This window comes from Sphaerisporangium sp. NPDC088356, assembly GCF_040685555.1.
In the GTDB taxonomy this organism is placed as follows: Bacteria; Actinomycetota; Actinomycetes; order Streptosporangiales; family Streptosporangiaceae; genus Sphaerisporangium.
In genome coordinates this window covers 97319-123275 of the sequence record NZ_JBFBIK010000007.1, presented here as the reverse complement: position 1 = coordinate 123275, position 25957 = coordinate 97319, and the positions used below count along the sequence as shown (strand labels likewise).

The window sequence follows — 25957 nt, the reverse complement described above, 5'->3', positions numbered from 1 at the left end:
TATGCATATTCATGCACTGGCTTTTAACACACTGTTGAGTTCTCAAGAAACGGACGCGTACACCATCACCCGACCCGTTCAAAGGTCCAAGCTCCGGGGCTTCCATCTCGTTATGTCTTCATCCTATAAGGCCGCTTGACCGGGAGCAAATCGCGTCTTTGCCGACACTTGACTTCCAGCCACTCGAACCCGCTAGGATTCAGACCACCCCGTCTCCAGGGCAACCCCTCTAACTTACCCGATCCGACCTGGCGACGCAAACGACGCTGGGTAGATCTTTTAGAGGAGTATCGACACCACCACCGACCAGCGCCCACGCCGCATCCACCAGAAGTGGAGAGCGGGGATGTTGGCCGGGCGATGCCGACGACAAAAGATTAGCAGTCTCCGGCCAGCTCTCGATCCATAACGAGCAATGATCGAGTAGAAGCTTTCGGGCCTCGCGCCAACACCAGTACAACAAGCGGTAGAAACAGATGATTCCCCGACCGGATTGAGGCAGGCCGTGAGCGATCGAACGGTACCCCGGGCGCTGATCATGCTGCTCGTCGTCGCGGGGGCCGTCATCGCCCTCGCCGGCATCAAGGCCATCGACACCATCGTCGGGCCAGTCGTGCTCGCCCTGGTCCTCACCATCGCGGTGTCCCCGATCAGGGACTGGCTCACGCGCAAGCACGCGCCGGGCTGGACGGTCGTCGCGGTCCCGTTCGCGGCCGTCATCGTCGTCCTGCTCGGCATGGTCGCCATCCTCACCACCGCGGTCGTGCAGATGGCCGTGCTGCTCCCCACCTACTCGAACCAGTTCAACAAGCTCGTGGCCGACGCGCAGAAGTGGGCGGCGCAGCACGGCATCGCGCCGCAGGTGAACAAGGCCCTCCAGTCGTTCGACCCCGCGAAGATCTTCGAGTTCGCCCAGGGACTGCTGGCAAGCGTGCTCGGCGTGGTCTCCAGCCTGCTCCTGATCGTCATCCTCCTGCTGGCGATGAGCCTGGACGCGCCGCTCATCTCCCGCGTCATGTCGGCCGCGTCGGCAGAGCGACCGGCCATCACCAACGCGCTCACGACGTTCGCCCATAAGACCCGCCGCTACCTTCTCGTCTCCACGATCTTCGGCCTGATCTGCGCCGCTCTGGACGTCGTCGCGCTGTACGTGCTGCACGTGCCGCTCCCCCTCCTGTGGGGGGTGCTGGCGCTGATCACGAACTACATCCCGAACATCGGCTTCGTCATCGGGCTGGTGCCCCCCGCCCTGCTCGGACTGCTCACCGGGGGCATCCGGACCATGATCCTCACCATCGTCGCCTACATGGTGATCAACATCGTGGTCCAGTCGTTCATCCAGCCGAAGTTCCTCGGCGACGCGGTAGGGCTGACGACGACCGTGACCTTCCTGTCGCTGATCATCTGGGCCACGGTGCTCGGGCCGATCGGGGCGCTCCTCGCCATCCCGCTCACGCTGCTCACCCGGGCCCTGCTGATCGACAGCGACCCGAGCGCCAAGTGGTCGGCCGCGCTCGTCTCGGGCGAGATACCGAAGGACCAGCCACGCTCGTAAGCTGCACGTATGTACGTGGAGTCCGCGCCCGACCCCTCACTGGCCGACCGGGTGGCCTGCCTGTGGGTTCAGGAGGCCGCGGCCCCTCTCGTCCAGCGAGTCGTTCCCGATGGCTGCGTCGACCTCATCTGGGGTCCGGACGGGCCGCACGTCGCGGGCCCGGACACGGGTCATTTCCTGGCGACGCTGGAGCCGGGCGAGCGGTTCACCGGCATCCGCTTTCGCCCGGGGGCCGTGGGCGAGGTGTTCGGCGTGCCCGCCGAGGTGCTCAGGGACCAGCGGGTGCCGCTGGCCGACCTCCCCGCGTTCGAGCTCCGCGGGCCGGATGACCTTCAGCGCGCGGTGGCCGTACGGCTCCGTGAGACGCCGGTGCCGGAGGAGTCCGCTCCCACCGTCACGCGAGCGCTCCGCCACGGCTCGACCGTCGCCCAGGTGGCATGGGATCTCGGTCTCAGCGAGCGGCAGCTGAACAGGCGGTGCGTGCGCGCGTTCGGGTACGGGCCGAAGGTCCTCCAGCGCATCGTGCGATTCCAGACGGCGCTCGCGCTGGCCAGAGCGGGGGCACGGCTGGCCGACGTGGCAGCCGGGAGCGGGTACAGCGACCAGGCGCACATGGCGAACGACGTGCGGCGCCTGGCCGGAGTCCCGCTCGGCCGATTGCTGGCCGGCCAGACCGCCTGACCACGAGCGAGATCACAGCAGGAAGTGCTCCCGCCCCCTCGCTGAAGCGTTTCCTCAGCTCGGCACGGTCGGTTGCGGCCATCGGCACGTAGCGCACCGGGGTGTGCCTGGCGAGGATGCGCTCGACGGGCGCGGCGGCGAAGTTCTCGCCGTCGACGCGCAGCCAGTCCGCGTCGCGCCCGGCGAAGTAGAAGTATCCGTCCTGGTCGCGGTAGCCGAGGTCGCCGCTCCAGTACCAGCCGTCGCGCAGGCGCCTGGCGTCGGCGTCGGGATTGTTGTAGTACCCCTCGAAGGTCGCGCCCCGCCGGACGATCTCTCCGATGGCCTCGTGGGCGTTGACCAGCTTTCGTGCCTCGTCGAAGACGGCGCGCGGGCATTCGAGGCCGGTCTCCGGGTCGTGGACGGCGAGGTCCATGTCCTCGCGTGCTCCTCATCGGCACGCGCCTCCACCAGCTCCGCGAAGGTCGGCACTCCCTGGAGCAAGCGCTTGGTACTAGTCAACCGCCTCGCCAACCTCGGCCGTACGAGCGCGGCCCGGCAGGGTCAGGCCGAGGCGACGACCGGCGCGCGGGGAAGCTCCGTGGGGACGACGGGCGAGCGCCCGGTGCGGCGGATGCCCCACGGCATGGCGGCCACCAGGACGGGAAGCAGGATCGCGGAGCTCATCGCCCACGGCTCGTGCAGGTACCACCACTTCTCGTTGTCGAACTGCGTCAGGTAGAGATACCCGACGGCCGCCCAGGTGGAGGCGCCGATGATGGCGGGCCAGGCGAACCGCGTCGGCCTCGCCACGAGGAACGGCATGAACCACATGAGGTACTGCGCTCCAAGGCGCGGGGTCACCACCATGAACGCCAGGAGCAGGGCCGTGGTCAGGTCGATCGGATCGGCCTTCCGCCACAGGAACCCGACGACGAGCAGGGTGCCGTAGATCATCCACTGGCCGTAGCGGGCGAGGTCGGCGTCCAGGGTCCAGTCGCCGCCCACCCAGAGCGCCGTCCATCCCCACTCGCCGATGATCGGGCGCACATCACCGATGGTCTTGATGACCGTGGGCAGCTGGGCCAGGGACGTACCGGCGCCGATGGGCAGGGTGACGAGGAAGAAGATGGGCGCGACCCCGGTAGCGAAGAACGCGTACGCACGGGACCGCAGGTCGGGCAGGAACAGCAGCATGCCGGGAACCAGCCAGATCGGCCAGCTCTTGGCGCAGAGCGCGAGGCCCATCAGCAGGCCGGCGACGATCGCGTTGCGGACCGGCCGCGAGGTCCTGGCGTTCCTCGCCACGATGAAGGCGGCCACGCCGAAGACCAGCGAGACCGGCTCGACCTGGCCGTGCACCGACGCGACCAGCAGCGCGAGCGGGTTGCAGGCGTACTGGAAGGCGCGGAGGCCGGCGTCCCTGCCGCCGGCCAGCTTGCCGACGAGAGGGATCAGGATGATGTCGGAGACCACGGTGACGAGGCGGCCGGCGACTTCCCACGGGATGTGCATCCACAGGAGTAACCCGTAGACGTAGGGGATCGCCGGGAGGAAGTGCCAGCCGCCCTCGCTCTCCAGCACCGGATCGCGGTGGGCGAGGATGGCCTCGCCCGCCGGTTTGAAGCTTTTCACGAAGTCGACCGGTTGCCAGGTGTCGGTCGCCGACAGGATCATGATCAGGACGCGGAAGCCGATGCCGATCGCGAGAGCGACGGCGAGAGACGGCTTCCAGCCCTTCCACTGTGCGACGACCGCGAGCACGACACCTGTTACGAGGACGAACCCCGTGAGAATTGCGTAGTCCATGACGCTCACTAGCCTGCCGGACGACAGGCCAAACCGACCACTCGGGAACGAAAATTGCCACCATCTATCCAGAATTGTTCACACAAAGAAGTGTTTTGACTCCAATAGGTGACGATGGCATGGTCAGTGTGCATCATGGGAGGGCGTTGAGATAGGCGCGGTGGTTGAGGGAGAACTCCGAGCCGTTGTACTTGTCCCAGTTGATCGACCACGTCATGAGGCCGCGCAGGCTCGGGTAGACCCCGCGCGGCCGGTAGGAACCGCAGTTGGTCCCCTTCGCCAGGCAGTCGAAGGCCTTCTGGACCTCCGCCACCGTGGTGAAGCCGTTCCCCGCGTACGGCGCGGCCGGCAGGCCGATGGCGACCTGGTCGGGGCGCAGCGCGGGAAAGACGTTGGCGGCGTTCCCCTGGACGGGGAAGCCGCTGAGCAGCATGTCGGTCATGGCGACGTGGAAGTCCGCCACGCCCATGGTGTGGTACTGGTTGTCCAGCCCCATGATCGGACCGGAGTTGTAGTCCTGCACGTGCAGCAGGGTCAGGTCGTTGCGCAGGGCGTGGATCACCGGCAGGTACGCGCCCGAGCGCGGGTCGGCCCCGCCCGTCCCCGTGCCGTAGAACTGGTAGCCGAGCTGGACGAAGAAGGTCTCCGGAGCCATGGTCAGCACGAACTTCGTGCCGTACTTGGCCTTGAGTGTCCTCAGGGCCGAGATCAGGTTCACCACGACCGGTGTGGTCGGGTTTCTGAAGTCGGTGTCCCCCGCGTTGAGCGACAGGGAGTGGCCCTCGAAGTCGATGTCGAGCCCGTCGAGGCCGTACTTGTCGATGATCGCGCCGACCGAGCTGACGAACTTGTCACGGGCGGTGGTGGTGGTGAGCTGCACCTGGCCGTTCTGGCCGCCGATCGAGATGAGCACCTTCTTGCCGGCCGCCTGCTTGGCGCGGATGGCGGCGGTGAAGTCGGCGTCGCTCTCGACGTTCGGGCACTCGCCGGACGGGCACCGGTTGAAGCGGATGTCGCCCGAGGTCACGGAGGTGGGCTCGCCGAAGGCCAGGTCGATGACGTCCCAGGCGTTCGGTACCTCGCTCATCCTGATATATCCGGAACCGTTGGCGAACGAGGCGTGGAGGTACCCCACCAGCACCCGCTTCGGCAGAGTGTTCGGCGGCGGCGGCATGTTCGTCGGCGTGCCGGTCACCTCCGCCGATCTCGCCGACTCCCCCGCCGTGTTCGAGGCGCTCACCGCGAACCGGTAGGCCGTTCCGGAGGTGAGCCCCGAGGCGGTGTAGGTCGTCCCGGTGGGCGTGCCGACCTTCGTCCCGTCCCTGTAGACGTTGTAGGCGGTCGCGCCCGTGGACGCCGACCAGCTCAGCGAGACGCTGGAGGACGTGGTGCCGGTGACCGCGAGCCCGGCCGGCACGGCCGGGATCTGGGTGCCGCCGCCGTCACCGGCCGGCCCGTCCAGCACGATGTCGTCGGCGTTGTAGGCCCCCGTGCCGTACCAGCCGTTGACGTAGACGGTGACCGAGGTCGTGGCCGGGCCGGTGGTGAACGACGTGGTGAGCTGGGCGTACGCCGAGCCGGGGGTGCCCCAGGTGCTGACGTCGGTGGTGCCGGTGCCGAGCGCGCCGAGGAAGACATAGCTTCCCCTGACCCACGCCGACAGGGAGTACGACGACGACGGCTTGACCTTGACCGTCTGGGAGCAGCGGGCGTAGTCGCTGCCCGCCGGGGTGGCCTCCAGCGCGGAGGTGCCCCCGTGGACCGGGCTGGTCACGGTCCTCGCGGTTGACGCGCAGGTCCAGCCGCTGAGCCCGCTCTCGAAGCCGGGGTTGGCGGCGATGTTGGCCGCCAGCGCCGCCGTGGCGGGCACCACCGCGATCCCGAGAGCGAGCACGGCCATGACGGCGACCGCTTTGAGATGGGAAAGGGCTTTGAGAGAGGTCATCCGTTGTACCCCGCGAAGATCTTGGAGAAGTCGTACGGCGACTGGGCGATGTTCGTGCACATGTAGAGGGCTCCGGTGCAGGCGTTGCGGTCGCGGGTCATCTCCCAGAAGGCCAGCTCGCCCAGGTGCTTGCCCTTGGCGAACGTCACGAGCTGCCGGGCGTCGGCCTGGTCGTAGACGCGGCCGTCGTCGTTCTGGCCGACCATCGGGGTGACGCCGACCATGCGCCAGACCTGGGCGTCGGTCCTGCCGGGGTAGAGGGACTTGAGCTGGGTGAAGGTGCTCTGCGCCGCCTGGACCGCCGCGTCGCCGTAGTCGGCGGAGCGGTAGTAGTCCATCGCCATGACGTTGACGACGTCCAGGGCCACTCCGGCGTCGCGCGCGGACTTCACGACGTTCAGGCCGTCGGCGGTGAGCCCCTCGGGCAGGACGGGCAGGGTGAGCGAGATCTTGAGGCCCGGGTTGGCCTGCTGGAGGCGCGCGAGCGCCTGCGACCTGCGGTTCACCGACACCGGGTCGGCCGAGGCCGCGCCCTCGATGTCCAGGTCGACGTACTTCAGCGCGTACGCCTTGACGACCGCGTCGTACTCGTTGAACAGCGCGTTCACGTCGGAGCACGCCTGCGCCAGCTCGATGCCGCTCGCGCCGCCGAAGGAGATCTTCACATCGCCGCCGCCCGCGCGGATGGCGTCGATCTGGTCCTTGGCCCAGCCCTGGCGGGGGTCGTAGGCGTTGAACCACATCGCCTTGCAGGCGGAGGCGGTGATGAAGGCCAGGGTGAAGTTCTTCAGCCCGGACGCCGACTTCATCGCGGGGATGCTGGGGGTCGGCCAGGCGCCCATGTCGACGTACGGCGCGTGGAACAGCGATCCGGGGCTGCCCGGCGGAGGCGTCGTGGTCGGGGTGGGGGTCGGCGTCGGTGTGGGGGTGGGTGTGGGGCCCGTTCCGCCGGAGCAGGAGGCGCCGTTGAGCGTGCACCCGGCCGGCGCGCCCGTGCCGCTCGCCACCCAGCCGAAGGTGGTGGACGCCCCGGGGGCGAGCGTGCCGTTGTACTCGCGGTTCTTGAACGTGTAGTGGTCACCCGACCGGGTCATGAGCGCGTCCCAGTAGGTCCCGGCCGTGGTTCCGGACGGCAGGTCGAAGGCGACGGTCCAGCCGTTGAGCGTCGCGGATCCCGTGTTGGTGATCGTGAACTGGCCGTTGTACCCGGCGTCCCAGCTCGACGTCTTGGCGAAGACGGCGGTGTCGGCGTACGCGGGCCCGGGGACGGCGAGCGCGGCGGCGACGGCGAGGAGCACCGTGGCGGCGGCGAGGGACCAGGAAGCGGGGCGCGTTCTCATGACGCAACCTCCCGAGGGTGAGGGGCGAGGTCACAGCCCCCGCACCCCGGGGCGGGCCGGGGTGCGGGGGGATGGGTGTACGGCCCGCGCACCTCCTTGGGGGGACGGAGCCGCGCGGACCGTACGGTCATCGGGGGCTAGAAGCCCGCTGTGATGGAGGTGAACTGCCAGTCGCTCTGGCTGGTGCCGCTGCAGGACTCGTTCACGCCGCCGCCCGGGCAGGGACGGTCGCGGTTGACCGACCAGAAGGCGAGGCGGGCCAGGCCCTTGGACTTGGCCCAGTCGCGGATCTGGGTCCAGATCGCCGGGGTGGTGAGTTCCTGCTGGTCGGACAGGCCGTTCATGCCCGAGATGCCCATGTGGGAGTAGGCGGTGGCGTCGGACCAGCCGAAGGCGGTCTTCAGCGCGTTCTTCAGGCCCTCGGAGGCGTTGACCGTGTTCTGGTACATGTTCGCGCCACCGCCGAAGTCGAACGGCATGATCGTGAACACGTCGATGTTCGCGCCGAGCGCCGCGGCCTGGTTGATCAGGCGGGTGCCGTAGTACGTCGGACCGGTCGTGCTGGTGCCGAACGTGACGATCGTCTTGAGACCGGCGTTGTTCTGCTTGACGATCTTCAGCGCGTTGAGGATGCGGTCCTGAACAGCCTCGTTCTCGAACTCGTCGCTGTTCTCGATGTCAATGTCGATGGACTTGAGGTTGTAGGCGCTGATGACCTGCTGGTAGGCGGCCGCCAGTGCCTGCGGGGTCGAGCAGTTCGGGCCGAGCTTGTTGCCGCTCCACCCGCCGAACGACGGGACGATGTCGCCGCCGGCGGCCTTGATCTGGGAGATCGTGGTGGCGTCGACGCCGCCCTGGAGCGGACGCTGACCGTCCCACGCGGGGTTGCAGCCGCCGCTCGACAGGATGAAGGCCATCGTGAACGACTTGATCCCGGTGGCGTTCATGACGGTCGTCGCGCTGGGCGGGTTGCCCCAGCCCATGTAGAGGTACGGCTGGCCCTTGCCGCCGCTGGGCGGAGGGTTGGTGCAGCCGGTGGTCGTGCCGGTGACCGAGCCGTTGGCGGCCGACTCCCCGACCGAGTTGTACGCCTTGACGGCGTAGGTGTGGGTCGTGCAGGTGCCGAGTGAGCCGATGGTGGCGGAGGTGCCGGTGACCGTGGCCTTGACCGTCGTCCCCTCGTACACCCGGTAACCGGTGACGGTGCCGCTCGACGCCGCCCAGGACAGGGAGATCGACGTGTTGGCGGTGCCGGTGATGGTGGGAGTGCCCGGTGCGCCCGGAGCGCCGGGGTTGGTGGTGCCGCCCGAGCAGGAGGCGCCGTTGAGCGTGCAGTTCAGCGGCGCGCCGAAGTTGCCGGGGCTGCCGTTGAAGCCGAAGCTGGTGCTCGCCCCCGCGGCCAGGGTCGGGGCCCAGCTCGGGTTGCTGAAGGTGTAGTGCTGGCCGCTCCTGGTCATCACCGCGTCCCACGAGGTGCTGACCGAGTAGCCGGCGGGCAGGTCGAAGGCGACGGTCCAGCCGTTGAGCGCGCTGGAGGTGCCGTTGGTGACCGTGTACTTGCCCTCGAAGCCGCTGCCCCAGTCCTGGGGCTTGGTGAAGGTCGCGGTCGCCGAGGCCGCGAAGGCGGACCCGGTCGTCATGACCAGTACGGCCGCCGCGGCGACCAGAGCCGCGACGCATAGACGGATAAATCGCATTAAAGCTCCTCTTAGAGCCCGGTACGGCTGGCGCGTGCCGTACCGGCGGGGGGTGCGAGGTCAGCCCGTGAAGGCCTTGAAGACGCACGTGAACTCGTAGGCCGACCGGCTGACGCCGCCGCCGCGACCATGCTCGAGGAAGGCGGGGCGTTCACGTCCGGGGGGCAGGACGGCGGGAGGACGAGGGCGAGCGGGGCGGCTCACGCCATTGCGTTTCCGCGGCTCAAGGCTTGATCAGCTCGGGAGGGGGGCGGGGCACGGCCGACTCCGTTGGTCATTTCTTTTAGGAAAGTTTCCTAAGAGTTGCCGCGATCGTAGCCCCGCGTCAGCGCGCCCACAAGACCCAAACTCCCGGGTTTTCCCGCAGGCAGAGACCACCTGACAGGGCGGCCCCGCTGGTCTACCCCTCTGCCTGGAGACGTATGGTCCGCGCCGCGCGAGAGCCCCGCGCATCGGCCCGCTGCCGGCGGGCCGGCAGGAGGCTGCCGGCGCGGGCGGGCGGGAGGTCGCCTCGCGGGACGGCGAGGTAGGTCTCCCGCAGTTCCACCGGGACCAGGGGGGGTAAGCGGTTCGTCCAGGTATAACGTGATGTATCCCCACGGACTATGGAGCTTGGCGGCATGTTCTTCGGCATCACGAATATCTGGGCGTACGTGATCGGGGCGTTCCTGATCATCCTTCTTCCCGGCCCGAATTCGCTGTACGTCCTGTCGGTCGGGGCGCGGCGGGGCGTGCGTACCGGTTACCGGGCGGCGACCGGGGTCTTCGTCGGCGACACGGTGCTGATGGTGCTGTCGGCGGCCGGGGTCGCGTCACTGCTCCAGTCCACGCCGCTGCTGTTCAACGTCGTGAAGTACGCCGGTGCGGGGTACCTCGCGTGGATCGGGATCGGCATGATCCGGGCCGCGCGGAAGTCCTGGCGGAGCGAGAAGGGTGAGAAGGGGGCAGAGGAGCCGGTCGAGGCCGCCGCGGACCTCTCCGACCCGTTCAGGAAGGCCCTCACGGTCAGCCTGCTCAACCCGAAGGCGATCCTTTTCTTCATCTCGTTCTTCGTGCAGTTCGTCGATCCGCACTATGGCGCCCCGGCACTGTCGTTCCTGATCCTCGGCGCCATCTGTCAGCTCTTCAGCGCGATATATCTCTCTACGTTGATTTTCGGCGGCGTCTACCTGGCGAGCCAGTTCCGCCGGCGGAGGAAGCTCTCGGCGGGTCTCACCTCGGGAGTAGGCGCGGTCTTCCTGGGCTTCGGCGCCAAACTGGCCACCACCAGCCTCGGCTGACCTTTTCCGGGAACGCGTGAGACGCGCTAGTCCTGGTTGACCTTCAGCGCCACGCTCACCAGGGACAGGAACATCTCGGCGCCGGCGCGGTCCTCGATCTGGACCCTGATCCAGCCGGAGTTGTGGCCGGGGGTCACACGGTGGGAGTCGGCCAGCACCCTGGCCCACCGGTCGATGACGGGGGCGGTGAGCAGCAGTTCGGCGGTGTGGTCGCCGGACATGCGGATGATTTCACGCCCCCGGGTGCGGAACTTTATGGCCCGGCGGGTACGACTGACGGCGAGGTCGGGCCAGCGCGTGAGCTGGACGGCGACATCGGCCACGCAGCCAGCGGACCGAGCATGCGTGCGTGTGAGCACTGCCATGACTTCATGCTCGCGGGCCGCTCGCCCGGAGGAAACCCTCTGTTCCCGAACCGTTATCCGATGTTCAACCGGTCCAGGAAGGTGCGGCATATTCGCAGCTCGGGTGGTTGATCCATTTAAACGATCTTTTTCGCCATATGTACTGTTTAATCAGACATTGGGTACGGTGGGCAACCAATGACCGCAATCCGGTGTTTCAGGCGAGTTTCGTCGTTCCGATCTCGGGGTAGTCGCGGAAGCCATAGCGTCGGTCTTCCGCCTTCCTCCCTGGGAGAAGCATGAGCGCCCCGCCCTTCACGCTCCCGAGGATCACCGCGCTGCTCAGGCAGGCCGTGCCCAAACTCCTCGAAGGCGTCGTGGCCCCGCTCGCGGTCTTCTACAGCGCCCTCGCGGTGCTCGGCCTGGACGGGGCACTGATCGCCGCCGTCACGTGGGTGTACGCCGGAGTGCTGTGGCGGGTGGTCCGCCGGAAGCCGGTGCCGGGCACGATGGTGCTGGCGGCGATCGCCATCACCGCCCGGGCGGCGCTCGGCTGGTGGACGGGCAGCGCCGTCGTCTACTTCCTCCAGCCCGAGCTCGGCACCATCTGCATCAGCATGGCCTTCCTCGCCTCGGTGCGGCTGAACCGGCCGCTGGTCCAGAAGCTCACCCTCGACTACATCCATCTGCCGACGACCGTACTGCGGCACGAGCGGGTCAGGCGGTTCTTCGCGCGGATCACGCTGCTGTGGGCTTTCGTGCTGATGGCCAACTCCACGGTCAGCATCTGGCTGCTGCTGCACCAGTCGATCGGCACGTACCTGCTGGTCCGCACCTCGGTGGTCGCCGCCATCAGCGGCGTGGCGGTCGGGTTCTCGATCTACGCGTTCCGCCGGGTGCTGCACCGCCTGCACGCCGACGCCCCCGCCCCGGTCCTGGCCATCACCGCCGGATAAGAGCCCTCGCCGCGACGGCCGGCGGCGCCTTTCCCTGACGTATTCCAGCCGACTGCGTGACATGCACGAGGATGGGGGCGTTTCTACTGCGGGAGAGGACAGACATATGGGATGCGCACTCGTGACCGGGGCGTCTCGGGGGCTCGGCGCGGTCATCGCCGAGCGGCTGGCGGCCGACGGCTGGAAGGTCGTCGTCAACTACGCCCACGACACCGCCGGGGCGACCGCCGTGGCCGAGCGGATCGGCGTCGCGGCCCACGTCTCGCGCTTCGACGTGACCGACGAGGAGTCGGTGCGGCGGGGCGTCGCCGAGATCCGCGAGAGCGCCGGTCCGATCAGCGTCGTGGTCAACAACGCGACCGGGCCCCAGCCGATGATGCCGATCGAGAAGCAGACCTGGGACGACCATCTCGACCAGCTCCGGTTCTTCGTGAAGGCGCCGCTGCTGCTCCTGCACGCCGTCCTGCCCGACCTGCGGGCCGCCGGAGGAGGGCGCGTCATCAACATCGGCAGCGAGGTGGCCGACCTGGGTAACACCGACTTCGGGCACTACGTGTCGGCCAAGGCGGCCATGCACGGGCTCACCCGTTCCTGGGCGCGCGAGCTGGGGCCGCTCGGCATCACGGTCAACACCGTCGAGCCCGGCTGGATCCCGGTGGAGCGTCACGAGGGCTCCGATGTGACCGGCTACCGCGAGGCGCTGCCGCTCCGCCACATGGGGGTGCCCGCCGACGTCGCCGAGGCCGTCGCGTTCCTGGCGTCCCCGGGCGCCGCGTTCATCACCGGCCAGCGCCTCGCCGTCAACGGCGGCAACACCATGAGCTAGGCCTTCCGGCAGGGCCCGGACGCCCTTTATTCATCACTTGTTGATTTCATCATGTGATGAGTTATCGTGGTGTTCACATCGAACGCGGAAGCCGCGCCGAGTCGGATCGGCTCCCGGCGACGCCACGGGAGGGCGCCATGCTCGAATCCCAGCGGGACCGCCACGCCGGACTCGACCCCACCGGTGACCCGCTCATCATGAAATTTCAGGACATCACGGCTGAGATGCTGCCCCTGGTCGGGGGCAAGGCGGCCAACCTGGGCGTGCTCACGCGCGCCGGGCTCCCCGTCCCCCCAGGGGTGTGCCTGACGACGGAGGCGTACCGCCGCGTCGCCGGAGACGCGGGCCTCGACGACGTGCTCGCCGCCCTCGCGCGCACCGCCCCCGGCGCGACCGCCGCCCTTGCCGAGCTCGCCGGTCGCGCCCGCGATCTCGTGCTCGCCGCTCCCGTGCCCGCTGACATCGAGCGAGCCGTGCGGCGCAGCGCCGAGGGGCCCGTGGCCGTACGGTCGTCCGCCACCGCGGAGGACCTCCCGGACGCCAGCTTCGCGGGCCAGCAGGACACCTACCTCAACGTGATCGGGCCGGACGCGGTGCTCGACGCCGTCCGCCGGTGCTGGGCCTCGCTGTGGACCGACCGCGCCGTCGCCTACCGTGCCGCCAACGGCGTCGACCACGGCGCCGTCCACCTGGCCGTCGTCATCCAGCGGATGGTGCGGGCCGAGGTCGCCGGGGTGATGTTCACCGCCAACCCGGTCACCGGCCGCCGCCACGAGATCGTGATCGACGCGGCTCCCGGGCTGGGCGAGGCCGTGGTCTCCGGCGCCGTCAACCCCGACCAGTTCGTGGTGAGCCCGTCCATGGAGATCACCGAGCGGCGCCTCGGCGACAAGCTGGTGACCGTCCTGCCGATCCCCGGCGGCGGCACGGAGCAGGTCAGGCACGACGAGCCGCTGGCGGACGCCGCGCGGGAGGCGTGCGTCACCGATCGGCAGATCATCGCGCTGGCCAGGCTGGGCGCGCGGGTCGAGGCCCACTACGGCACCCCGCAGGACACCGAGTGGGCGATCGACCGGTCCGGCACGCTCTGGCTGACCCAGGCGCGGCCGATCACCACCCTGTATCCCCTGCCCGAGGGCCAGGAAGGCCTCCGGGTGTACATCTGCCTCAGCCTGGCCCAGGGCCTGCACCGGCCGATCACCCCGATGGGCTCCTCCGCCTTCCGGGCGCTGGCCTCCTCCATCACCACGCTGTTCGGCGTGCCACCCGGCCGCCCCTCCCCCGTGGCAGAGCCAGGCATGCGGCTCTTCGCGGACATGACCGGCATCCTGCGCAGCCGCGTGGGCCGGGCCGTCTTCCCCCGGGTGCTCGACATCATGGAGGCGCGGTCGGCGGTCGTGATCCGCGGGCTGTTCGACGACCCCCGGCTGAGCGTCAACCGCCGGTCGCCCCTGCCCGCCGTCCGCCGGGTGCTGCGTATCGCCACGAGATACCGCATACCGGTGAGGGTCGTGCAGGCGCTCGTACGGCCGGAGACCTGGCACCGGCGGATCGATCAGGTCGGCGACCAGCTGCGCGCGCGGCCCGCTCCGCCCTCGGACGCGACCGCCGCGCAGCGGCTCGACCACGTCGAGCGCGTGCTGGGCTCGCAGATCTTCCCCATGCTGCCCCACGTCATCCCGGGGCCGGTGGCCGGTTTCCTGATGCTCGGCCTCGCCGCGCGCCTCCTGCGCGGCCGTACGAGGCCGGGCGAGCTGCAGACCGTGCTACGCGGCCTGCCCAACAACGTGACCACCGAGATGGACCTCGCCCTGTGGGCCGCCGCCACCCGCATCCGCGCCGACGAGGCCTCCGCCCGCGCCCTGAGCGGTACGGCCCTGCCCGAGGGCCCTCTCCCGCCGGTGCTCCAGCGGGAGCTCACCGGGTTCCTCGCCCGGTACGGCCACCGCGCTGTGGCGGAGATCGACCTCGGCATGCCCCGGTGGTCGGACGACCCCTCCCACGTGCTCGGCGTGCTCGCCAACTACCTCCGGCTGGACGATCCTGCGCTGGCACCGGACACACAGTTCGCGAAGGGGGCCCGCGAAGCGGAGGCCATGGCGGACGAGCTGGCCCGCCGGGCCGGCGGATGGCGCCGGCCGATCGTCCGCTTCGCCCTGCGGCGGACCCGGGAGCTGGCGGGCTACCGGGAGATGCCCAAGTACTTCGTGATCCTCACCCTGGCCGAGATGCGCGGGCAGCTATCGGCGGTGGGCGACGAGCTCGTGGCACGAGGGCTCCTGGAGGCCACCGACGACGTCTTCATGCTGAGCCTGGCCGAGGCCCGGGCGGCGCTCGGCGGGAGCGGCGACCCTGCCCCCGTCGCCCCCGTCGCCCCCGTCGCCCTCGTCGAGCGCCGGCGCGCCGCCTACGGGCGGGAGCTGCGGCGCGGGCACGTCCCCAGGGTCCTGCTGTCCGACGGCACCGAGCCCGAGGCCGTGGGGGCGGCGCCGCCCACGGAGGGCGCCCTCACCGGCACACCCGCCTCCCCAGGCACCGTCACCGGCACGGCACGGGTCGTGCTCGACCCGGTGGGAGCGCATCTGGAGCCCGGGGAGATCCTGGTCGCGCCGTCCACCGACCCCGGCTGGACGCCGCTGTTCCTGACGGCGGGCGGCCTGGTCATGGAGATGGGCGGCGCGAACTCCCACGGCGCGGTGGTGGCCCGCGAGTACGGCATCCCGTCCGTGGTCGGCGTCGCCCACGCCACCTCCCGGATCACCACCGGGCAGACGATCACGGTGGACGGCACTACCGGGGCCGTCACCCTCGATGAACCGTCCCAGGACCATCGCTCGCCGTGACCTCGCCGCCCCGGGAGGGGAACAGCGGGGCCGGGATCAGGCGGACCAGCCGCCCGGAGCGTCCCGCGAGCAGCGGGCCGAGGATGGCCAGCACGAACACGTAGCCCGCGATGAAGGGCGCCAGCCTGCCGTCCAGCCCCGCGGCCAGCGCCAGCGTGGCCAGGATCAGCGCGAACTCCCCTCGCGAGAGCACGGTCAGCCCGATGTTGACCGCCGCCTGCCTGTCGTAGGAGTGCAGGCGGGCCGCGATCGCCCCGGCGGCGATGTTCAGCACGAACGTCAGGACCACGGCGATGACGACGGGGATCACGACGGGCCCGAAGTCGCCGGGGGCGATCGACAGACCGAACGCGAAGAAGAACAGCGCCGCGAACGCGTCGCGCAGCGGGTGGACCAGGGTGCGGATCCGCCCGGCCGCCTTCGTGGTCGCGAGGATGAGACCGATCATGAAGGCGCCGATGGCGTCGGAGACGCCGAACTCCTCCGCGAGTCCCGCCGTGAGCACGGCGAGGCCGGTGAACATCACCACGAGCAACTCGTCGTCCTTGGTCTCCACCAGCTTGCCGACCACGCGGCCGCCCCACCGGGCCACGGCGGTCAGCGTGATGAGGAACGCGAAGGCCTTGCCGAACGCGACCGCCGCCTCGCCGATGTCGTGCGCGCCGCCCAGCACCGGCTGGAGCAGGGCGAGGTAGAGGGCGAGGAAGACGTCCTCCACGACGATGATGCCGAGGATCAGGCGGCTCTCGGGATTGCCCAGGCGCTTCAGGTCGACGAGCAGCTTGGTGACGATCGCCGACGACGAGATGCCGATGACCCCGGCCAGGATCAGCGCCTCCCTTCCTCCCCAGCCCACCGCGAACCCGAACGCCAGGCCGCCGCCGACGTTCAGCAGCAAGTAGATCCCGCCGGCCGCGAGGAGCCGCCCGCCGCCCTGGACGATGTCGTCGAGCGAGAACTCGAGTCCCAGGTAGAAGAGCAGGAAGATCAGCCCGAGCGCGGCGACGACCTTGAGGTCGGCCGGGTTGTCGACCAGGGCGAGCCCGGGGGTGTGCGGGCCGAAGATGATGCCCGCCAGCATGAAGAGCGGGATGGTCGGCAGCCCGATCTTGGCTCCGAGCCGGGCGACGATCCCCGCGGCCAGAAAGGATCCGCCGAGGGCGACGAGCTCGTCAGCCAGTGCCATGGTGTCTCCCCTCGCGGGTGAAGACGGACAGGGCGGGGACGTGTTCGTGGGTCATCGGAAACCTCCGGCGGGTCGTCGTCGTCAGGGCTTCGAGATCGTGGTCCCCCGAGAACGCGCCGTGGCGGGTCGCGCCTGGCCTGTGGAAGGCTCCGCCGCCGACGATCCGCGGGTTCATCGCACCCGTGCGGGATCGCCGCGGCTCCCCGATGCGCGGGGAGCGCGTGACAGTGACGCGTCAGGGACCCTCGGCCGGAGGTGCGCGGGGGCGGGACGGCTCGTACGTCACGGGCACGGGCACGCGGGTGCCGAGGTCGCCCGGCACGAGCCCGCGCCCCGCCGCCCGCGGGGCGAAGACGGCCGGAGGCGCGTCCGCCCACCCGATCTGCGGTGGGGCGGTCCGGTGCGCCGTACCCGGTATCACCTTGACAAGAAACGGGCCGTCAGCGGCCGTGATGTCGGCCGAGCGGCCGTGGACCTCGGCCGGCAGCGCGCTTCGGAGGCCGTAGGCGGTGACGGCGGCGATCAGGAGCGCTAACGCCGCGAACACGAGATAGGGAACCGCTCTTGGAACGGCGATCGCATCCGATCGTCTCCTCAAGCGCCCGGTCCCCTCTCATCGGCGTGTCCCAATTTTAGCATTTCACCCCAAAGCCACCATCTCCGGCGATCTTCCCCCTGCCCGAGACGGTGGCTCCGGGGCGACCCGCTCCTAGGCGACCAGGGTCTTGAGGAACTTACGGGTGCGCACGGCGTCGTCGCCGGAGATGAACGTGGCGGCGGCGAAGTCGGTCACCCCGATCTTGGCGAGCGCCTCGATCTGACCGGCCACCTCGTCCTCATCGCCCACGATCGCGACGCCGGACGGGCCCGCGGCGCCCTCGCGGTCCAGCATCGCCCGGTAGGAGGGGAGCTGGCCGTAGATGGCGAGGACCTTGTCGGCCTCGGCACGGGCGGCGTCCTTGTCGGCGGTCACGGCCACCGGGAGCGCGCACACGATGCGGGGATCCGGGCGCCCGGCGGCCCGCGCGGCCTCGGTGATCGTGGGGACGACGTGGTCGGCGACGGTCCTCGGGCCGGTCATCCAGAGCACGGTGCCGTCCGCCATCTCCCCGGCCAGGCGCAGCATCCGGGGCGCCAGCGCGGCGATCAGCACGGGGACGGTGCCCGCCCCCGGGGTGCTGAGGGCCAGGTGCGCCTTGAGGGTCTCGCCGTCGAAGTCGGCCTGCTCGCCGCGCACGAGGGGAAGCAGCACCGAGAGGAACTCCCGCATGTGCCGCGCCGGCCTGTCGAAGCTGTACCCGTACATGTTCTCGATGACGATCTGGTGGGACAGGCCGATGCCGAGTGAAAGCCGCCCCCCGGTTGCCGTGCTCGCGGTGAGGGCCTGCTGCGCGAGGACGGCGGGGTGACGCGGGTATGTCGGCACCACGGCCGTGCCGAGCTCGATGCCCGGCACCCGGCTGCCCGCGACCGCCAGCGCGGTCAGCGCGTCGAGCCCGAAGATGTTCGAGGCCCAGACCGAGGCGAAGCCGTCGTCGGCGGCCCTGGCGATGCGCTCGCCCAGCTTGGTGATCGCGTCCGGCCCCGAGGGTTCATTGAGATAAAGCCCGATGCGCATTGTCCTACCCATCTGAACCGAATGAAGTTCTAGTTTTGCTCCGGTCATCGTACGTCGTTCGTTCGGTAAAGGGAGGTACCCGTGAACCCTGGAGATTATTTTGAGGCAAGCTCATATACTGGCCGACTGGTCCCGCTGCGGTGTGGAGGCAAGCACCGATCATGACGGCGAACAAGACGATGACGGGCCGTTCCCGGGCGGGTGGTCAGGAGCGAAACGAAGCGGCCGTCTCGCTCGCGTGGCTGGAGGAGGCCCTCGGTACCGGATCGGCGGTGATCCTCGACCGGTGGACGGAGGCCCGCGACGCGATGCGGCGGTCGCGGCACCGCGTCGTCTCCGCTCCCACGGGCTCCGTGTCCGATCCGTGGCTGGCCAGGGGCGTACGCGGCACCGGCACGGGCGGTGCCGCCCCCTCCTGGAGCCCGCCGGACGGCATCGGCGAATGGCCGGAACACGACGTGGGCCTGCTGGTGAAGGCCGTTCCGTCCACCGCCTCGCGCACGCGCCCCATGTCCCGCCCGCCGGGCGTCCCCCGTGAAACGGGCGATCAGGACGCCGTCGGCCGCTTCCTCCGGATGGACGACGGAGACGTTCGGAGAGGGCACGTCCGCACCTGGCTGAGCTGCGCGGTGGGGCCTCTGCTGCGCGATGTCATGCTCACCCCGGAGGGCGAGCAGGGCGTTCTGACCGAGGACGCCGCCGCCCGCCTCGCGATTCCACGCCGGATCAAGCTCCCCGGTCCGTGGGCGGCGGCCAACGAGCTCGCGGAAAGACCCCTCGACCTGCTCTACAACCTGGAGATGTCACCCGACGGGCGGCTGTCCTTCCTCGACGTGGCCGACATCAGGGCAGGCCAGGGGGAGGCCTGGCGCGATCACTGGGCCTGGCTGAGCGCCGACGTCGGCTTCGGGGAGATGGCGGAGGCGCTACGGCTGGCGGCGCGCCTCATGCGCAGCCGTCCCGTGGTCGAGGGCCTGCTCCAGACGGCGCGCTCGGACGACCCGCAGCTCAGGATGGTCGCTCCGGCGGTCGCGCGGCGGTGGCTCCTCACCCTCAAGGCGATGGCCTGGCTGGAGGACGCCGCCCGCGAACCCTGGGCTCATGTGCGGCCGAAGGATCTCGCCTGCTTCGCCTTCAACGCGGTGAAGCCCGCCTGGCCGCGCCGCGCCGTCGGGATCAGCCACCGGTCACGCGAAGCCAAGCGCGCCCTCCGCCGCCTGGAGCTCTGGTCGTCGAGCCGGTGCGCGATCGACGCCGGGTACGTCCCCTCCTGGGAGACCAACACCGGGATGGTGTGGGCGCTGTTCGGTGCGACGCCCGCGATCGTACGGGTGAGCACCCCCGGCTACGGCGAGTCGCCGTGGTGCCTGCGGGAGGCCGAGCTGACCCGCCATCTCGTGGAGAGGGCCGACTTCCTGCCGGAGCGGTGGGTGCTGGACGTCGAACCGGCCGACCTCGGCTCCCTCGACGCGGCCTACTCGACGTGGGACCGCGCGACCAGGAGCTTCGAGGCCGCTCCCGTGGTGCCCGGGTTCCCGTCCCTGTGCCACGTGTGGACGCCTAGCCCGATGCCGGCCTGGGAGGCGGCGATGCTGCGGGCGGGCGCGGCCCTGCGGGTGATCAACACCATGCTGGCCGGTGCCGACCTCACGAACCGATTCGTCGCCGAGTTCCTGCTCGGCGACGTCGAGTTCCCCGGCCCGGCGCCGACCGCCGGCCCCGGAGGCTGGCAGGCGTACCGGACGATCTTCCGGCGGTTCCAGTCGCTGTGCGCCGCCGACCCTGCCGAGTTGGGACTGCGGCTGCCGCAGGGGTACGCGGCCGGGCAGATGGCCATGGACCTCGACACGCTGCAGCGGATGCCCGATCTGAGCACCGGTACGGCGGATCTCGGTGACCTGCTCGTCGCCTTCGAGTTCCTCCGCACCGAATGGCCGCTGCTGTCCGGCGATCGCCTGGGCCGGGCCCTCGCCGTCGACTGCCGCGGCCTGACCCGCGAGGAGTGGGCGGGCGACGAGCGGCTGTCGCTCCAGCGCGGGCTGCCGGCGATCCGCACGCCCGTACCCGTGTGGATCATCCAGCTCGCCGGGCAGGCCGTGGAGGACTGGGGGATCCCCGGAGACCACCCGATCCTCACCGAGCACTTCCCCGGGCAGTTCTCCTGGATGCTGGAGGGCTCCATCGACCGCCGCGGAGCGCGGTCTCTCTTCCCCGCCCGCTCGGGGCTCGAACTGTCGGCCGACGTACGGCACCGCTGCCGCGAGGGCGGTTGAGCACACTCTCTGACCGGGGAGGCGAGCCGTGCGGGACCATTGATCGGTAAAGTGGCGGGGATGCGACGTGCCGGGGTATGTGCCCTCGTTCTGGTGCTGGGCACCGCGTGCGCGGGCGGGCTGACGCTGGAGGAGACGACCGGCGTCCTGCGTGACGACGCCGCGGTGCTGAGCCGCATGGAGCTCGACCACAAGGCCACGGCCTTCACCGACGACCGTTCCGGCTGCGAGGCGGGCGCCCGGCGGAGCGTCTTCACGATGACGGGCGACCTGCCGCTGGGCGCCGATCCGGCGCGGGCCTCGACGGCGCTGACCTCCACGCTGGCCACCGAGTTCCGCACGATGGGCTACCAGGAGGCCGAGGGCCCGCACGCGCAGTTCGGCGTGAACGTCAGCGTGCTGGAGAAGCAGTCCCTCGGCATCGTCTTCACCGTGGCGATGCGCACCCGCCAGCCGAATGTGGATATATCCGGTAAGACGGGCTGTCTTCCGGAGTGACCACGCGAGGCGCCCAGTGCTGACACCTAGAGGACCTCGGTGACGTAGCGCCGGATGAGGGTGGCGATCACGTCGTGGCCGTCGGCGGCCCACACGTCGGCGTTGAAGATCTCCACCTCGATCGGCCCGGCGTACCCCGCGGCGTCGACGGCCGACCGCAGCGGCCGGAAGTCGATCACGCCGTCGCCCATCATCCCCCGCCCGAGCAGCACGTCCGCCGGAAGCGGCACGAGGAAGTCGCACACCTGGAAGCTCGCGATGCGCTCCGCCGCCCGCGCGATCTGGTCCAGCACCTCGGGGTCCCACCACACGTGGAAGGTGTCGACCACCACCCCGACCGCCTCGACCGGCCAGCGGGATGCGAGGTCCACGGCCTGGCCGAGCGTGGAGAGCACGGCCCGGTCGGCGCAGTACATGGGATGCAGGGGTTCCAGCGCCAGCCGTACCCCGGACGCAAGGGCGTACGGGACGAGCTCGTCCAGCACCTCCCCGACCCGTGCCCGTGCACCGGCCAGGTCGCGCGAGTCGCCGGGCAGTCCGCCGACGACCAGGACCAGGCAGTCCGCCTCCAGCGTGGCGGCCTCGTCGATCGCCCGGCGGTTGTCGTCGAGCGCCGAGGCCGAGGCGGCGGGGTCGCCGGCGGTCAGGAAGCCGCCCCTGCAGAGCGACGAAACGCGCAGGCCCGCGTCCCGGACGAGCTTGGCGCTCGCCGCGAGCCCCTGCTCGGAGACCTGCTGGCGCCACAGCCCGATCGCGGGGATCCCGAACCTGGCGCACCCGTCCACGGCCTCCGCCACCCCGAACCGGCGGGTCGTCCACTGGTTCAGGGAGAGCCTGCTGAGGCGCGGATCACCCGGCGCGGGCGTCTCGATCGAGGCGGGACGGCCGCTCGGCACATCGACGGCCGGACGGCTCCCCTCCAGGCCCGTCCCGCTCACGCGGCCACCCCCGCCGTGGCGAGCAGGGCGCGCATGCGCGACTCCGCCAGATCGGGATCGGGCAACAGGCCGGCCCGGTCGGCCAGGCGGTACACCTCGGCGAGGTGGACGATGGAACGGGCCGACTGCGCCCCGGCGACCATGGCGAACGCGTCCTGGTGCCCGGCGAGCCACGCCAGGAACACGATGCCGGTCTTGTAGTTGTAGGTCGGGGCCTCGAAGATCTTCCGCGACAGCGGCACGGTGGGCTCCAGCAGCTCCCTGTAGCGCCCGGTGTCCTCCGCGTCCAGGGCCTGGAGCGCGGCGGAGGCGGCGGGAGCGATCGCGTCGAAGATGCCGAGCAGCGCGTCACTGCCCGACTCGATGAGCGGTGTGTAGTTGAAGTCGTCCCCGGTGTAGAGCCTGACGCCCGCGGGAAGGGCCGCGCGCAGCCGTACCTCGTGGTCGGCGTCCAGGAGCGAGACCTTGACCCCGTCGATCCGGCCGGCGTTGTCGCGGATCAGCGCGAGCAGCGACTCGGTGGCGGCCGTGACGTCGCGCGAGCCCCAGTAGCCCGCCAGCGACGGGTCGAACATCTCGCCCAGCCAGTGCAGGATCACCGGCCGGTCCACCTCGGCGAGCAGCTTGCCGTAGACCGCGTGGTACTCCTCGGGCGTACGGGCCAGCGCGGCGAGCTGGCGGCTGGCCATGAGGATCACCCCGGCCCCGGCCGACTGGACCAGGTCGATCTGCTCGGCGTAGGCGCGCAGCACGTCGTCCCGCGTACGGGCGTCCGGCGCGTGGTCGGTGCCCGCTCCGCAGGCCACCAGCTCGGCCGGGTCGCCGAACCCCGTCGCCTCTCCTGCCGTACGCCTGATCAGCTCGCGCGTCGCGGCCCAGTCGAGACCCATGTTGCGCTGGGCGGTGTCCATCGCGTCGGCCACGCGGAAGCCGTACGACCACAGGTGCCGCCGGAACCGGAGTGTGGCCGCCCAGTCGACCGCGGCGGACGCGCCCGGCGTGTTGTCGCCGAGCGGGTCGGCGACAACGTGGGCGGCCGCATACGCGACGCGGGAGCGGGGCGGGCCCGACGGCCTGGGCCAGTCGACGGGCTCGCGCGGTTCGTGGGCCGAGAGGCTTCCCCCGGCGGAGGGCAGGACGATCACAGAGGGGTCCCCACATGCTCGCGGACCGAGGTGTGCGCCTCGGCGGTGGACAGGACGGTCACAGAACGGTCACAGAGTGATCTCCGGGAGCTCGACGCGGCGGCCCTCGGCGGACGACCGGAGCCCCGACTCGGCGAGCTGCACGCCCCGCGCCCCGGCGAGGAAGTCGTGCGGGAACGGCGTGCCCTCGACCACGGCCCGGATGAACATCTCCCACTGGGTCTTGAACCCGTTGCCGAAGCTTTCGTTGTCGGGGACCTCCTGCCAGTCATCCCTGAAGGAGTGGGTGACGGGGAGGTCGGGGTTCCAGACGGGCATGGGGGTGGTCCCGCGGTGCTGGATCCGGCAGCCACGCAGGCCGGCGACCGCGCTGCCATGCGTGCCGTCCACCTGGAACTCCACCAGCTCGTCGCGGTTGACCCGGACGCACCAGGAGGAGTTGATCTGGGCGATCGCGCCGCCGGACAGCTCGAAGATGCCGTACGCGGCGTCGTCGGCCGTCGCCTCGTAGGCCCGTCCGGCCTCGTCCACCCGCTCAGGGATGTGGGTGACCACGCGCGCGGTGACCGCCTCGACCCGGCCGAAGAGGTTCTCCAGCACGTACGACCAGTGGCAGAACATGTCGAGCGCGATGCCGCCGCCGTCCTCGACACGGTAGTTCCACGACGGCCGCTGGGCGGGCTGCCAGTCGCCTTCGAACACCCAGTAGCCGAACTCACCGCGCACAGAAAGGACGCGGCCGAAGAAGCCGCCGTCGAGCAGGCGCTTGAGCTTGAGCAGGCCCGGCAGAAACAGCTTGTCCTGCACGACGCCGTTCCTGACGCCGGCGCTCTCGGCGAGGCGCGCGAGGGCCACGGCCTCCTCCAGCGTCTCCGCCAGCGGCTTCTCGGTGTAGACGTGCTTGCCGGCCTCGATGGCCTGCGTGATCGCGCCCACGCGCGCCGGGGTGACCTGCGCGTCGAAGTACAGCGCGTTGTCCGGGTCGCGCAGCGCGCCCGCGAGGTCGGTCGTCCAGTTCTTGAGGTTGTGCCGCTCGCAGAGCTCGCGAAGCTTGTACTCGCTGCGGCCGACCAGGACCGGCTCCAGCAGCACCCGCTCGCCGCCGCCGAGGTCGATGCCGCCCTGCTCGTTGATGGCCAGGACCGACCGAACCAGATGCTGGCGGTAGCCCATGCGGCCGGTGACACCGTTCATCACAACGCCTAGGGTCCGAGTGGTCACCCAGGGCCTCCTTTGCTGGAAAGCGTTTTCTATCTGGCATCGTGCGCCGCCCGGTGGGCCGGTGCTACCTTGCCCACCGGGCGGACGTGGATCTCCCGCTCCGCCGGGGTGCGGGACGCGGTGGGCGCCCGCCGCGGGTCAGAGATCAGACCTCGGGGAAGACATCGGTGAAGGACTGGAGCAGGGCGTTCATCTGACACATGTACGGCCACTTGTCGGCGAGCAGCCGCGCAAGCGCTTTCTCGATGATCGGAAAGCGCTTTCTCGGCGTACCATAAATTCCTCTCACATCACGGTCAAGGGGGTTGGTGAACAACGTGTCCGAACAGCCGCAGGTGACCCTCGACGACGTGGCCCGGTCCGCCCAGGTCTCACCCGCCACGGCCTCCCGCGTGCTCAACGGCGCCACCAAGGTCCGGCCGGACCTCCGTGAGCGCGTCCTCGCCGCCGCCGCGGAGCTGGCGTACACGCCGAACGCCCACGCGCAGGCCCTCGCCCGGGCGTCCAGCCAGACCGTGGGGGTGATCTGCCACGACATCGGCGACCCCTACTTCGCCGGCGTCGCCAGGGGCGTCATGCGCGCCGCCGCCGACGAGGGCCTGAACGTCATCCTGGGCAGCACGTTCCGCGACCCCGATCGTGAGGTCGCCTACGTCTCCATGATGCGCGGCCAGCGGGTTCGGGCGATTCTGCTCATCGGCTCCGGCTTCGAGGACCGCGCCTGGCGGCAGGCCATGCGGCGTGAGATCGCCCCCTACACCGCCGCGGGCGGCCGGGTCGCGGCGGTCAGCCGCCACCAGGACCTCCGCCTCGACACGGTCCTTCCCGAGAACCGCGCGGGCGGCGCCGCGCTCGCCGAGGCGATGCTGGCACTCGGCCACCGGGACTTCGCCGTGCTGACCGGGCCTCCCAGGCTCACCACCGTGGTCGATCGCCTGGCCGGCTTCCAGGACGCGCTCGCCAAGGCCGGCATCACCCTGGACCCCGGCCACGTCGTGGAGGGCGCCTTCACCAGGGACGGCGGGTTCGAGGCCGCCACCGAGCTGCTTCGCAGGGGGCTCCGGGCCACCTGCGTCTTCGCGCTGACCGATGTGATGGCGGTCGGCGCGCTCGCCGCCCTGCGCGGGCACGGGCTCGCCGTGCCCGCGGACGTGTCCCTGGCGGGCTTCGACGACATCCCGATCATCGCCGACCTGACGCCGCCCCTCACCACCGTCCACCTCCCACTGGAAGAGCTCGGCAAGCGCGTCATGGCCATGGCGCTCCGGCCCGCCAGCCCGCGCAGCCGCGTCGAGCGGGTCTCCGGCGAGGTCATCCTGCGCGAGAGCACCGCGCCGCCCGCCCCCAGGTTCCACGATGGCCTCGTACCGGGCGTACGGGCCGTCGGCGCCGTGCCGCTCCACGAGACGTACACCCCGGCACTCCCCGCCGGCCCTCACGAGAACGTTGAAAGGATCTTCGAGTGACCCTGGCCGGGTCAGGCTCATGGGGTCCGGCCTCACCGACGGGGACAGGCCACCGGCCGCCCCCCCCGTCGGGTACGGACGCGACCGTACGGCGGCCTTGGAGTGATCCGGTTTGCGTCCCCCTGGATCGGCGGTATGGTTGTGGAACACCGACGCGGGGTGGAGCAGCTCGGTAGCTCGCTGGGCTCATAACCCAGAGGTCGCAGGTTCAAATCCTGCCCCCGCTACAAAGGAAGGCCCTGGTCACCGGCTCACGGAGACCAGGGCCTTCGTCTTTCAGGGCCTTCGCGGAGCCTTTCAGGGCCTTATCCGAGCCGCGGACCGGCCGGTTGTGAACGCACCGGGCAGCGGTCGCGG

At 70.4% G+C, this 25957-nt stretch carries 20 protein-coding genes and 1 tRNA gene; 10 read left to right on the top strand and 11 right to left on the bottom strand.

The features are described from left to right. The first annotated feature begins 505 nt into the window (after positions 1 to 505). Positions 506 to 1555: an AI-2E family transporter gene (locus tag AB0O34_RS05240; protein ID WP_363912824.1), complete on the top strand. Its 1050-nt coding sequence runs from the start codon at positions 506 to 508 to the stop codon at positions 1553 to 1555. A 9-nt stretch (positions 1556 to 1564) separates the two neighbouring features. Next, positions 1565 to 2236: a helix-turn-helix domain-containing protein gene (locus AB0O34_RS05235; RefSeq protein WP_363912822.1), complete on the top strand. Its 672-nt coding sequence runs from the start codon at positions 1565 to 1567 to the stop codon at positions 2234 to 2236. A 543-nt stretch (positions 2237 to 2779) separates the two neighbouring features. On the opposite strand, the gene AB0O34_RS05230 is transcribed toward AB0O34_RS05235, so the two are convergent. The 4 genes from AB0O34_RS05230 to AB0O34_RS05215 form a co-directional block, all read right to left on the bottom strand. After that, a complete protein-coding gene (locus AB0O34_RS05230) occupies positions 2780 to 4024 on the bottom strand; it encodes a hypothetical protein (RefSeq protein ID WP_363912820.1) in 1245 nt (414 codons plus the stop codon). A gap of 133 nt (positions 4025 to 4157) precedes the next feature. Continuing rightward, entirely contained in the window at positions 4158 to 5969 is a 1812-nt protein-coding gene (locus AB0O34_RS05225; RefSeq protein WP_363912818.1) for a glycoside hydrolase family 18 protein, read from the bottom strand. Continuing rightward, complete coding sequence (locus AB0O34_RS05220) at positions 5966 to 7309, bottom strand: cellulose binding domain-containing protein (RefSeq protein ID WP_363912816.1); 1344 nt, start codon at positions 7307 to 7309, stop codon at positions 5966 to 5968. Before AB0O34_RS05220 ends, AB0O34_RS05225 begins: the two co-directional genes overlap by 4 nt. A 137-nt stretch (positions 7310 to 7446) precedes the next feature. After that, positions 7447 to 9006 (bottom strand): cellulose binding domain-containing protein, encoded by a 1560-nt coding sequence (locus AB0O34_RS05215; protein ID WP_363912814.1) that lies wholly within the window; start codon positions 9004 to 9006, stop codon positions 7447 to 7449. A 620-nt stretch (positions 9007 to 9626) separates the two neighbouring features. Between AB0O34_RS05215 and leuE the strand changes: the two genes are divergently transcribed. Then, a complete protein-coding gene (gene leuE / locus AB0O34_RS05210) occupies positions 9627 to 10286 on the top strand; it encodes a leucine efflux protein LeuE (protein ID WP_363912812.1) in 660 nt (219 codons plus the stop codon). A 26-nt stretch (positions 10287 to 10312) separates the two neighbouring features. Here leuE and AB0O34_RS05205 read toward each other — a convergent pair whose 3' ends face one another. Beyond that, positions 10313 to 10651, bottom strand: coding sequence for a luciferase family protein (locus AB0O34_RS05205; protein ID WP_363912810.1), 339 nt, complete (start codon positions 10649 to 10651; stop codon positions 10313 to 10315). A 278-nt stretch (positions 10652 to 10929) separates the two neighbouring features. On the opposite strand from AB0O34_RS05205, the gene AB0O34_RS05200 reads away from it, so the two are divergent. The 3 genes from AB0O34_RS05200 to AB0O34_RS05190 all read left to right on the top strand — a co-directional run bounded on the left by AB0O34_RS05200 (position 10930) and on the right by AB0O34_RS05190 (position 15255). After that, a complete protein-coding gene (locus AB0O34_RS05200; RefSeq protein ID WP_363912808.1) occupies positions 10930 to 11586 on the top strand; it encodes a VC0807 family protein in 657 nt (218 codons plus the stop codon). 121 nt (positions 11587 to 11707) lie between these two features. Next, the gene (locus AB0O34_RS05195; RefSeq protein ID WP_363912806.1) at positions 11708 to 12412 is read left to right on the top strand and encodes an SDR family oxidoreductase; all 705 of its coding nucleotides are present in this window, start codon (positions 11708 to 11710) and stop codon (positions 12410 to 12412) included. A 137-nt stretch (positions 12413 to 12549) separates the two neighbouring features. Next, a complete protein-coding gene (locus AB0O34_RS05190) occupies positions 12550 to 15255 on the top strand; it encodes a PEP/pyruvate-binding domain-containing protein (protein WP_363912804.1) in 2706 nt (901 codons plus the stop codon). Here AB0O34_RS05190 and AB0O34_RS05185 read toward each other — a convergent pair. The 3 genes from AB0O34_RS05185 to AB0O34_RS05175 all read right to left on the bottom strand — a co-directional run bounded on the left by AB0O34_RS05185 (position 15215) and on the right by AB0O34_RS05175 (position 18059). Further along, a complete protein-coding gene (locus AB0O34_RS05185) occupies positions 15215 to 16441 on the bottom strand; it encodes a cation:proton antiporter (RefSeq protein ID WP_363912802.1) in 1227 nt (408 codons plus the stop codon). The genes AB0O34_RS05190 and AB0O34_RS05185 overlap by 41 nt on opposite strands. Before the next feature lie 235 nt (positions 16442 to 16676). Beyond that, positions 16677 to 16988 carry a hypothetical protein gene (locus tag AB0O34_RS05180; protein WP_363912800.1) on the bottom strand — a complete coding sequence of 104 codons (312 nt, stop codon included), beginning with the start codon at positions 16986 to 16988 and terminating at the stop codon, positions 16677 to 16679. A 162-nt stretch (positions 16989 to 17150) separates the two neighbouring features. Further along, entirely contained in the window at positions 17151 to 18059 is a 909-nt protein-coding gene (locus AB0O34_RS05175; protein WP_363912798.1) for an LLM class F420-dependent oxidoreductase, read from the bottom strand. A 161-nt stretch (positions 18060 to 18220) separates the two neighbouring features. Here AB0O34_RS05175 and AB0O34_RS05170 point away from each other — a divergent pair, with 161 nt between their 5' ends. Both AB0O34_RS05170 and AB0O34_RS05165 read left to right on the top strand, forming a co-directional pair. Beyond that, the gene (locus AB0O34_RS05170) at positions 18221 to 20332 is read left to right on the top strand and encodes a hypothetical protein (RefSeq protein ID WP_363912796.1); all 2112 of its coding nucleotides are present in this window, start codon (positions 18221 to 18223) and stop codon (positions 20330 to 20332) included. 60 nt (positions 20333 to 20392) lie between these two features. Continuing rightward, positions 20393 to 20830 carry a hypothetical protein gene (locus AB0O34_RS05165; protein ID WP_363912794.1) on the top strand — a complete coding sequence of 146 codons (438 nt, stop codon included), beginning with the start codon at positions 20393 to 20395 and terminating at the stop codon, positions 20828 to 20830. A gap of 26 nt (positions 20831 to 20856) precedes the next feature. On the opposite strand, the gene AB0O34_RS05160 is transcribed toward AB0O34_RS05165, so the two are convergent. The 3 genes from AB0O34_RS05160 to AB0O34_RS05150 all read right to left on the bottom strand — a co-directional run bounded on the left by AB0O34_RS05160 (position 20857) and on the right by AB0O34_RS05150 (position 24134). After that, positions 20857 to 21768, bottom strand: a complete 912-nt coding sequence (locus tag AB0O34_RS05160; protein WP_363912792.1) for a sugar phosphate isomerase/epimerase family protein — start codon at positions 21766 to 21768, stop codon at positions 20857 to 20859. Then, positions 21765 to 22913, bottom strand: a complete 1149-nt coding sequence (locus AB0O34_RS05155; protein WP_363912790.1) for a dihydrodipicolinate synthase family protein — start codon at positions 22911 to 22913, stop codon at positions 21765 to 21767. Before AB0O34_RS05155 ends, AB0O34_RS05160 begins: the two co-directional genes overlap by 4 nt. A gap of 69 nt (positions 22914 to 22982) precedes the next feature. Further along, positions 22983 to 24134: a Gfo/Idh/MocA family oxidoreductase gene (locus AB0O34_RS05150; RefSeq protein WP_363912788.1), complete on the bottom strand. Its 1152-nt coding sequence runs from the start codon at positions 24132 to 24134 to the stop codon at positions 22983 to 22985. A gap of 308 nt (positions 24135 to 24442) precedes the next feature. Between AB0O34_RS05150 and AB0O34_RS05145 the strand changes: the two genes are divergently transcribed. Together AB0O34_RS05145 and AB0O34_RS05140 are read left to right on the top strand one after the other, a co-directional pair. After that, on the top strand, positions 24443 to 25600 hold the full coding sequence (locus tag AB0O34_RS05145; protein WP_363912786.1) for a LacI family DNA-binding transcriptional regulator: 1158 nt from the start codon (positions 24443 to 24445) through the stop codon (positions 25598 to 25600). A gap of 153 nt (positions 25601 to 25753) precedes the next feature. Further along, positions 25754 to 25827 (top strand) — tRNA-Met (locus tag AB0O34_RS05140). Positions 25828 to 25957: the final 130 nt, after the last annotated feature.